Here is a 9,889-nt window from a genome sequence, read left to right as displayed (position 1 = left end):
GCCGCCGAACCGGCCGACCCAGACGGCCGACGGGAAGCGCACCCCCACGGCGTCCGCCCGCGGCGGCACCGGTGACAACCCCCACCCAGCCGACCAGAACCCCGACGCCCGTCGCCGCCGAACCGGCCGACCCGAACGGCCGACTACAAGCGCACCCCCACGGCGTCCGCCCGGGGCGGCACCGGTAACAACCCCCACCCAGCCGACCAGAACCCCGACACCGGTCGCCGCCGAACCGGCCGACCCGGACGGCCGGCTGGAAGGGCGCCGTCACGGTGTTTGTCCGCGCGGCGCCGTGGGGAGCCTCTCGCGGCCGGCCGGGATCGCGGCAGCCGGGCGATGTCCGGGGTGTCGGTGCCTGTCGGTGGGTGTCAGGAGGATGTCGGTGGTTTGTCGGTGGGCCCTGGCATTGTCGTCGGCATGACACGCATCGACGACAACCCCGCCGGCGGACGTTCCGCCGTGACCGTACGGGGACTGGTCAAGCACTACGGCGAGACCAAGGCGCTGGACGGTGTCGACCTGGACGTGCGCGAGGGCACCGTGATGGGTGTGCTCGGGCCGAACGGCGCCGGCAAGACCACCCTCGTACGCATCCTGTCCACCCTGATCACCCCCGACGCCGGGCAGGCCACCGTGGCCGGCTACGACGTCGTGCGCCAGCCCCGTCAGCTGCGCCGGGTCATCGGGCTGACCGGCCAGTACGCCTCGGTGGACGAGAAGCTCCCGGGCTGGGAGAACCTGTACCTGATCGGCCGGCTGCTGGACCTGTCCCGCAAGGACGCCCGCGCCCGCGCGGACGAGCTGCTGGAGCGGTTCTCGCTGACGGAGGCCGCCCGGCGCCCGGCGGGCACCTACTCCGGCGGCATGCGGCGGCGGCTGGACCTGGCCGCGTCCATGATCGGACGGCCCGCCGTGCTGTACCTGGACGAGCCCACCACCGGCCTCGACCCCCGCACCCGCAACGAGGTGTGGGACGAGGTGAAGGCCATGGTCGGCGACGGCGTCACCGTCCTGCTCACCACCCAGTACATGGAGGAGGCCGAACAGCTCGCCTCCGAGCTGACCGTGGTGGACCGGGGCAAGGTCATCGCCAACGGCGGGATCGAGGAGCTGAAGGCCCGCGTCGGCGGACGCACCCTGCGCGTGCGGCCGGTCGACCCGCTGGAGCTGCGCCCGCTCGCCGCCATGCTGGACGAGCTGGGCATCACCGGGCTCGCGGCCACCACCGTGGACACCGAGACCGGGACCCTGCTGGTGCCGATCCTCAGCGACGAACAGCTGACCGCCGTGGTCGGCGCGGTCACCGCGCGCGGCATCACCCTCTCCTCCATCACCACCGAACTGCCCAGCCTGGACGAGGTGTTCCTGTCCCTCACCGGCCACCGCGCCAGTGCCCCGCAGGACACCGTGCCCGCCGACGACCGCCAGGAGGTCGCCGTATGAGTTCCGCCACCCTGTCCCCGGCCGCTGCCAAGGCCGACACGCCGATCCCGCTGCGGGCCCATCTGCGGCACACCGGCGCGCTGGTCCGCCGCAACCTGCTGTGGATCCGGCAGGACCCGGAGTCGATGTTCGACGCCATCCTGTTCCCGGTCATCTTCACCCTGCTGTTCGTGTACGTCTTCGGCGGTTCCATCGGCCAGTCGCTGGGCGGCGGCCAGGACCAGTACATCCAGTACGTCATCCCCGGCCTCATGGCCATGATGGGCATGAACATGGCCCAGGGCGTGGGCACCGGGTTCAACCAGGACTTCAACTCCGGTGTCATGGACCGCTTCCGGTCCCTGCCGATCGGCCGCGGCTCCGTGCTCTTCGCGAAGATCGCGGTGGAGCTGATGCGGATGCTGTTCGCGACCGCGGTGCTGATGGTGGTGGCCCTCCTCGTGGGCTACGACATCAACAGCTGGGCCGGTCTGCTGGCCTCCGTGGGTCTGTCGGTGGTGTTCGGCTCGGCGCTGATGTGGGTGTTCCTGACCCTGGGCGTGGTGATGAAGAACGCCCAGTCGGTGCAGGCGATGGGCTTCCTGGTGCTGATGCCGCTCCAGTTCGGCTCGTCCATCTTCGCGCCGACCGATTCGATGCCGGGCTGGCTCCAGGCGTTCACCGACTACAACCCGCTCTCCTCGCTGGCCGACACCGCGCGCGGCCTGATGGAGGGCGGTCCGATCGCGCACGACCTGTGGGTGACGCTGATCTGGTCGGTGGGACTGACCGCGGTCATGGCCCCGGTCGCCATCCACAAGTTCCGCACCAAGAGCTGACGGTCCGCGTCGCTCACACCAGGGCGGTGGCCTCCGCGAGGGAGAGGCCGCCGCCCTCGGCGTACGCGGCCCGGTACGCCCGTTCGTCCAGCGCCTCCCGGATCCGGGCCTCGGTCAGGTCGCGGCTGCGCCGCTCCACGCCGGAGACCACATGGCCGGGCGGCAGCAGCGCGGCGGCGGCGGCCAGACAGCGGGCGGCGTCGGCGGCGCGGGTGCCGCCGTCGGCGCGGGCGAGGGCCATCGCGGCGACGGTGAGGCAGATGGACGACAGATGCGGGGTGATGGCCTCGGTCAGCGGGTCGGTGGCGAGGCCGAGCGCCCTGCGGGTCCGCTCCAGGGCCTCCTCGACGCGCCCGTCCACGGCGTCCACCCACGCCTCCTGGCAGAGGATCACCGCGTCGAAGACGATGAAGCGCGCGATCGTGACCTCCTCGCGCAGCAGCCGCAGCTGTTCGCGCGCCTCCGCCGTGCGGTCGGTCAGGCTGAGCCAGACGGCGAGGAAGAGCCGGGCGGCGGGCATCGCCTCGTTGTGCGAGCCGTCCTGGCTGGCGATGACCTCCCGGAGCATCCGCTCGCCGCGTTCGGTCTCGCCCGCGTCCATGAGCACGTTGCCGAGCCGGGCGCGCAGGATGGCCGTCTGGGCGTGGGCGCCGAGGCGTTCGGCGTGTCCGATGGCGGCCTGGTAGTCGGCGGCGGCCTCGTGGTGGGCGCCCTTGCGCTCGCGGGCCTCGCCGCGCGCGGACAGCGCCTCGGTGGCACCCCAGGCGTCGCCGAGGCGGCGGTAGATCTCCAGGGACTCGTCGGCGTCCCGGGTGGCGTCGCCGACCCAGGCGGTGCGGTTGGCGAGGATGTTGGCGCGCAGCTGGAGGGCGCCGGCCAGCTCCCATTCGTAGCCCGGGGTGTCCCGGCAGGTCCGCACGGTGGCGTCCACGATGGTGCGCATCCGCTGGGCGCCGCCGGTCAGCAGCTCGGCGAAGAACCACAGCATGCCCGGCGGGCGGCAGGTCTGCGGCAGGCCGGGCTCGTAGACCTGTGCGACGGCGCGGAGCTTGGCCTGCGCCTCGGGGGTCTGCCAGGCGTCGATCTCGGTGTCCATGCAGGCCAGGTGGGCCAGGTGGACCCCGCGCCGGGCCTCGGCGAGGATCTCGCCGGTGTACGGCGGCGGGGTGTCGGTGCAGCGCTGCCACACCGGGGCGGCGCGGCGGACCGGTTCGGCGAACGGGTCGGGGCCGAGCGCCATGACCTCCCGGCACCAGGTGCGGGTCTCGATGCGCTGGTCGCGCATCTGCCAGAACCAGAGCAGGGACAGGACCAGGCAGAGTCCCTCCTGCTCGTCGCGTTCGGCGACGGCGTGCCGGAAGGCGGTGCGCAGGTTCTCGTACTCCAGCTGGAACCGGTCGATGGCGGCGCGCTGCTCGGGGCCGCGCAGCAACGGGTCGGTGGTGCGGGCGAGTTCCCGGTAGTAGGTCAGGTGGGCGCGCTCGGCCTCGCGCCGCCGGCCGGTCTCGGCGAGGCGTTCGGCGGCGTACTCGGCGACGGTCTCCAGCAGCCGGTAGCGCATGCCGCCGTCGGCCGCGGGGGCGGCCACCACCAGGGACTTGTCGACCAGGGAGCCGAGGGCGTCCAGGGCGGCCGGACCGCACACGGCCTCGGCGGCGGCGAGGTCGCAGCCGCCGGCGAAGACCGACAGCCGGGCGAGGACGTCGCGTTCGCCGCTGTCCAGCAGGTCCCAGGACCAGTCCACGACGGCTCTGAGGGTCTGCTGGCGGGGCAGCAGGGTGCGGCTGCCGGAGGTGAGCAGCCGGAAGCGGTCGTCCAGCCGGTCCGCGATCTGGCGGGGCGTCAGCATGCGCAGCCGGGCCGCGGCCAGCTCGATCGCGAGGGGCAGTCCGTCCAGGCGGCGGCAGATCTCGGCGCACGCCTCGGGGTCGTCCGCGGTCCGGAAGCCGGGGCGGGCCGCCGCGCCCCGCTCGGCGAGCAGCCGCAGCGCGACCGGCTCGGGCAGCGGTTCCACGGGCCGTACCCGCTCCCCCGGCACGCCGAGGGGTTCGCGGCTGGTGGCGAGGACGGTCAGCTCCGGGCAGCGGGCCAGCAGCCGCTCGGCGAGCCGGGCGGCGGCGTCCACGACGTGCTCGCAGTTGTCCAGGATGATCAGCATGCGGCGCCGGGCGCAGTGCTCCACGAGCCGTTCGACGGGGTCGCCGTGCCGGTCGGTGACCGCGCGCATGCCGTCCACGCCGGCGCCGTGCAGCACGGTCTCGCGGGCGCCGATCGCGGTGAGCACGGCCTGCGGTACGGCGTCGGGGTCGTCCACGGGGGCCAGCTCGGCGAGCCAGACCCCGTCCCGGACGGTGGGCCGTACCGCCTCGGCGGCCTCCAGGGACAGCCGGGTCTTGCCGGCGCCGCCGGGTCCGAGCAGGGTGACCAGGCGGGCCGCGGCGAGGTCGGCGCCGATGGCCCGGATGTCGCTCTCCCGGCCGACGAAGGAGGTCAGCCGGGCGGGCAGGTTGCCCGGGCGGCCCGCGGGACGGCTCGGCGGCGCCGGTTCCTCGCGGAGCAGCTCGGCGTGCAGGGCGCGCAGTTCCAGGCCGGGTTCGGAGCCGAGCCGGTCGGCGAGCAGGCGTCGTACGTCCTCGTAGGCGGCGAGGGCCTGGGCGGGGCGGCCGGCGTCGCGCAGGGCGCGCAGCCGCAGTGCCTGGAGCTGCTCGTCCAGGGGGTGGCTGTCGCACAGGGCGGTCAGCTCGGGCAGGGCCTGCTCGGCCGCGCCGAGGGCGAGCGCTGCGGTGTGCCGGGCGCGCTGGGCGTCGAGCCGGCGGGTCTCCCAGCGGGCCGCCTCGGCGGTGCGGTCGGGCAGGTCGGCGAGGGCGGGGCCGCGCCACAGGGCGAGGGCGTCGTCGAGGACGGCGGCGGCCTTCGCCGGGTCGCCGTCGGCGAGGGCGCGCAGGCCGTCGCCGGTGAGCCGGTCGAAGCGGCCGAGGTCGACGTCGTCGGGTGCGGCGGTGAGCCGGTAGCCGCCGTCGGCGGAGGCGACGGCGTCGGCGCCGAGGGCCCGCCGGAGCCGGCCGACGAGCGCCTGGAGGGCGCCGACGGCGTCCGCGGGCGGCTCGGCACCCCAGACCTCGTCCACCAGCACGCCGGTGGGCACGGTCCGGCCGGCCCGCAGCGCGAGCACGCTCAGCAGGGCACGCAGCCGCGCCCCGCCGACCGGGACGGCCGTACCGTCGGGGCGGATCGCCTGGGTGGTGCCGAGCAGCCGATAGCGCACGGGGTCCATTGTCTCCGGAGCGATCAGCGACGGTCACCGGGCTCGTACGGCGCGGCGCCGACGGGCTCGGCGGCGGCGCCGGGGTGCTCGGGTGTCGCGGCACCGCGGGCTCGGGTCACGGCCGCGCCGGGGGCTCGGGAGGGTGCGACGCCCGCCTCACGGGGCACGCCGGGGGGTGCGGGCAGACCGGCGGCACTCTGCCCGGGCACCCCGGGCACCTCCGGCGCGACACCGGGCGGTCCGGGCAGACCAGCGGCAGCCCGCCGGGGCACCCCGGGCACCTGTGGCGCGGCACCGGTCGCCTCCAGCACGGCACCAGCAGTCTCCCGCTGCACACCAGGCACTTCAGGCCCGGCACCGGCCACCCCGGATGCCGCACCGGTCATCTCCCGCACGGTGCCGGCCGTCCCCCCGGGCACACCAGGCACCTGTGGCGCGACACCGGCCACCCCACACCCGACACCAGCAGTCCCCCGGTGCACACCAGGCACTTCAGGCCCGGCATCCGCCGCCCCGGATACCGCACCGGGCGCCTCCCGCGCGGTAACGGCCGTCCCCCCGGGCGCACCGGATCCGGCAGCGGCCGGATCGGGAGCCGCCCGCGGCGGGAGCCGGCGGGTTGTGGTGGTGTCCAGGGTGACCAGTGCGCCCGTGGTGCGGCGGATCCGCTGGGGGGCGGGGTCGAGGCGGGGTTCGTCCTGGTCGAACCACTGCGGGCAGGTGGTGACCGGTTCCAGGGTGCGGGCGCCGGGGACCGGTTCCCATGTGTACGGGGACGGGAGCAGGACCACCTCCGGGGACCCCGGGTCCGGTCGGAGGGCCCGGTCGATCTGCTCGCGGAGGCGCGGGTCGGCGTGGACCACGTACTGCTGGTGCACCAGCTCGATGGCGTGGACGCGGCCGAGGGTCTCCCGGTCGGGCCCGGTGTGGTGGTCCACCCGGGCTTCGGCGCCGTAGAGCTCGTCTCGCGCGTCGGCGGGGACCAGGCGCCAGGCGATCTCGTCGCCGACGGCGAACGGCGTGCCGCAGCACTCCAGCTCCGTGTCCGGGTAGAACACCCTCATCCGAGTCATTCCTTCACCTTCCAGGAACCGGACGGCCGTCGCGAGACGTTTTCGCCACGGGCCCGCGGCCGGTACGGTCGCAGTTCCCGCCCGTCCCCGGCCGCCCAGGAGCCTGCCCATGACCACCGCCACCACCCGCCGAGGTGAACGGCAGATCAGTCCCGTGTTCGTCGGCATCCTGGCGGTGACGGCGGTGACCGGCTGGGCCACCTGGACCGGGTTCGCCGAGCAGCCGGGCATCGCGGTGTTCCTGTTCGTGACCGCGGCCTGGATCGTCTCCCTGTGCCTGCACGAGTACGCGCACGCGCGCACCGCCCTGCACGGCGGGGACTTCACGGTCGGCGCGAAGGGCTATCTCACCCTGAACCCGCTGAAGTACACGCACGCGCTGCTGAGCATCGTGCTCCCGGTGCTGTTCGTGATCATGGGCGGGATCGGTCTGCCCGGCGGCGCGGTGTTCATCGAGCGGAACCGGATCCGGGGCCGCTGGCGGCACAGCCTGATCTCGGCGGCGGGCCCGCTGACGAACGTGCTGTTCGCCGCGGTGTGCACGGCCCCCTTCTGGCTGGGCGCGCTGGACGGCGTGCCCCTGGAGTTCCGGTTCGCGCTGGCGTTCCTGGCGCTGCTCCAGGTGACGGCGGCGCTGCTGAACTTCCTGCCGGTGCCGGGCCTGGACGGCTACGGGGTGATCGAGCCCTGGCTGTCGTACACCGTGAAGCGGCAGGTGGAGCCGTTCGCGCCGTTCGGCCTGCTGTTCGTGTTCGCGCTGCTGTGGCTGCCGTCGGTCAACGGCGCGTTCTTCGACGTGATCGACTCGATCATGCGGGCGCTGGACGTCGACGACTTCTCCCGCTACTGCGGCGAGGCGCACTACCGCTTCTGGCAGGACACCCCGGAGATCTGCTCGTTCGGCTCGTGACGCGTTCAGCCCGTGACGGGGCTGTCGCCCTGCCCGCCGGCGGTCCGGCCGCGCTTGATGTAGTACCAGGCCATGTTGGAGGACAGGCCCGCCAGCAGCACCCAGACGATCCCCAGCCAGCTGCCCCGCGCGAAGGAGACGACGGCGGCGGCCACGGCGAGGACGCAGACGACGAGGGTGCAGAAAGCGAGTCGCCGGGTCGGGCTGGGCGAGGGCGAGAGGGGCATGGCGGGTCGGCTCCTGTCGGGGACACTGCTCGGAACTGCTTCGCCGACCAGTGTCCCCCATGGACCGCCGCGGCCCCCGCGGGGCTCACACGTCGGTGACGCGGAGCCCGGCGTGCGCCTTGTACCGGCGGTTGACGGAGATCAGGTTCGCGACGAGCGACTCCACCTGGTGGGCGTTGCGCAGCCGGCCCGCGAAGACGCCGCGCATGCCGGGGATGCGCCCGGCCAGCGCCTGCACGATCTCCACGTCGGCGCGGTCCTCGCCGAGCACCATCACATCGGTGTCGATCCGCTCGATCTCCGGGTCCTGGAGGAGGACGGCCGACAGGTGGTGGAAGGCGGCGGTGACCCGGGAGTCCGGCAGCAGGGCGGCGGCCTGCTCGGCGGCGCTGCCCTCCTCGGGCTTGAGCGCGTAGGCGCCCTTCTTGTCGAAGCCGAGGGGGTTGACGCAGTCCACGACGAGCTTGCCGGCCAGCTCCTCGCGCAGGGACTTCAGCGTGTCGCCGTGGCCGTCCCACGGTACGGCGACGATCACGATGTCGCTGCGGCGCGCGGTCTCGGCGTTGTCGGCGCCCTCGATGCCGTGGCCGAGTTCGTCGGCGGCGGCCTGGGCGCGCTCGGCGGAGCGGGAGCCGATGATCACCTTCTGGCCGGCCTGGGCGAGCCGGTAGGCGAGGCCCTTGCCCTGCGGTCCGGTGCCGCCGAGCACGCCGACGACAAGGCCGGAGACGTCGGGCAGGTCCCAGGGGTCCTTCGCGGGGGCCTTCGCGGGAGTCTGTGCGCTGTCGGTAGAGGTCATGGGCCCGACTCTACGTCCGCCCCCGGGCCGGTACCGGCTCAGGCCAGCCGGTGCACGGGCACCCGGCGGAAGGTGATCGTCTCGTAGGCGCCGAAGTCGCCCGTCTCGTACAGCAGTCCGACGGTGTGCGGGTCGACGCGGACCAGGTCGGAGTAGGCGGCGGGCAGCCCGTCGACGGTGAACGCCGGGTGCCAGGTGGTGCCGCCGTCGTCGGAGGCGCGGATCGTCATCAGGGCGCGGGCGCCGCCGGGGTCGGCCGGGGCGGAGAAGAGCAGCACGTCGGGGTCGCGGAGCTGGAGCACGGCGGCCTCGCAGACCGGCGCGGTCAGTCCGGCCTGCGGGCGGAAGGGCTTCGTGAGCGTCTCGCCGCCGTCCGGCGAGTGGGCGTCGGCGCGGTTGCCGGGCGACGGGGAGTCGTTGCGGGCGTTGAGGTAGACGCGGCCGTCGGGGAGTTCGGCGGCGGTGGTCTCGTTGACGTTGACGTAGCCGTCGGTGTCGTCGTCCAGGTAGCCGAGGCGCCAGGTCGCGCCGCGGTCGTCGCTGAGCAGGCAGTGCCCGCCGTGGTACTTCGCCTCGGCGCCGGTGTCGGTGCCGGCGGGCGCCACGGTGTGGTTGGCCGGGACGAGGACGCGGCCGGTGGTGAGCTGGAGGGCGTGGCCGGGGGTGGTGGCGTACCAGCGCCAGCCGGGCCGCTTCACCTGCGCGGTGATCTCCCTGGGCGCGGACCACGTCAGTCCGTCGTCGTCGCTGTGCTGCACCCACACCCGCCGCCCGTCGGCTTCCGCGACCTGGCCGCGCAGGACGGCGGCCTCGGTGGCGGAGGCGGCGGCCCGGACGTGCACGAGCAGGATCCGGCCGGTGTCCAGGACGACGGGGGCGGGGTTGCCGGCGAGGTCCGTGCCGTTGCGCGCGGCGACCTGGAGCGGCCCCCAGGTACGGCCGCCGTCCGTGGACCGCTTCAGCACGATGTGGATGTGCCCGTGGTCGGCGGCGGAGTCGACGCGGCCCTCGCAGAAGGCGAGCAGGGTGCCGGACCGGCCGGCGACGACGGCGGGTATGCGGAAGCTCGCGTAGCCCTCGCGGCCCGCGCGGAAGGGGACGGTCACGTCGGTCATCGGGCGCCTCCTGGAAGCCTGCGGCTGGGCCGCCACCGTCCCCGGGTCGGGCGAATTCGGGGTGAACTCCGCGTCACGAGCGAGCGCTTGCGGCAGGATGCGGTCGCATGGACGCCGTACGGGTCGCGTTGCTGCGGGAAGTGCTGGCCGGGACCGAGTGGCTGGGGGCCACCCGGAGATTCGCGGGCGCGCTGCGCGGGTCGGTGGTGGCGCACGGGGGCGGACTGCTGCTGGTG

8 protein-coding genes are annotated in these 9,889 nt (G+C 74.4%); 3 read left to right on the top strand and 5 right to left on the bottom strand.

The features are described 5' to 3' along the window. The first annotated feature begins 420 nt into the window (after positions 1-420). Positions 421-1,446, top strand: coding sequence for an ATP-binding cassette domain-containing protein (locus tag CCN44_RS23585; RefSeq protein WP_059249008.1), 1,026 nt, complete (start codon positions 421-423; stop codon positions 1,444-1,446). Continuing rightward, complete coding sequence (locus tag CCN44_RS23580; protein ID WP_059249009.1) at positions 1,443-2,264, top strand: ABC transporter permease; 822 nt, start codon at positions 1,443-1,445, stop codon at positions 2,262-2,264. The genes CCN44_RS23585 and CCN44_RS23580 overlap by 4 nt, the downstream gene beginning before the upstream one ends. Positions 2,265-2,277: 13 nt before the next feature. On the opposite strand, the gene CCN44_RS23575 is transcribed toward CCN44_RS23580, so the two are convergent. Together CCN44_RS23575 and CCN44_RS45610 are read right to left on the bottom strand one after the other, a co-directional pair. Then, complete coding sequence (locus tag CCN44_RS23575; protein WP_086699311.1) at positions 2,278-5,538, bottom strand: BTAD domain-containing putative transcriptional regulator; 3,261 nt, start codon at positions 5,536-5,538, stop codon at positions 2,278-2,280. A 14-nt stretch (positions 5,539-5,552) separates the two neighbouring features. Then, positions 5,553-6,593 (bottom strand): DUF6578 domain-containing protein, encoded by a 1,041-nt coding sequence (locus CCN44_RS45610; protein ID WP_208639824.1) that lies wholly within the window; start codon positions 6,591-6,593, stop codon positions 5,553-5,555. Positions 6,594-6,711: 118 nt separating this feature from the next. On the opposite strand from CCN44_RS45610, the gene CCN44_RS23565 reads away from it, so the two are divergent. Further along, complete coding sequence (locus tag CCN44_RS23565; RefSeq protein WP_086699308.1) at positions 6,712-7,512, top strand: site-2 protease family protein; 801 nt, start codon at positions 6,712-6,714, stop codon at positions 7,510-7,512. A gap of 5 nt (positions 7,513-7,517) precedes the next feature. Here CCN44_RS23565 and CCN44_RS23560 read toward each other — a convergent pair whose 3' ends face one another. From CCN44_RS23560 to CCN44_RS23550, 3 genes are all read right to left on the bottom strand, one after another. Continuing rightward, positions 7,518-7,739 carry a hypothetical protein gene (locus tag CCN44_RS23560; RefSeq protein WP_059249012.1) on the bottom strand — a complete coding sequence of 74 codons (222 nt, stop codon included), beginning with the start codon at positions 7,737-7,739 and terminating at the stop codon, positions 7,518-7,520. A gap of 85 nt (positions 7,740-7,824) precedes the next feature. Further along, entirely contained in the window at positions 7,825-8,538 is a 714-nt protein-coding gene (npdG, locus tag CCN44_RS23555) for an NADPH-dependent F420 reductase (RefSeq protein WP_086699305.1), read from the bottom strand. A gap of 38 nt (positions 8,539-8,576) precedes the next feature. After that, the gene (locus tag CCN44_RS23550; RefSeq protein WP_059249014.1) at positions 8,577-9,653 is read right to left on the bottom strand and encodes a sialidase family protein; all 1,077 of its coding nucleotides are present in this window, start codon (positions 9,651-9,653) and stop codon (positions 8,577-8,579) included. Positions 9,654-9,889 lie beyond the last annotated feature (236 nt).

The organism is Streptomyces tricolor, assembly GCF_002155905.1.
Lineage (GTDB): Bacteria > Actinomycetota > Actinomycetes > Streptomycetales > Streptomycetaceae > Streptomyces > Streptomyces tricolor.
This window is presented reverse-complemented; position numbering and strand designations above follow the sequence as displayed.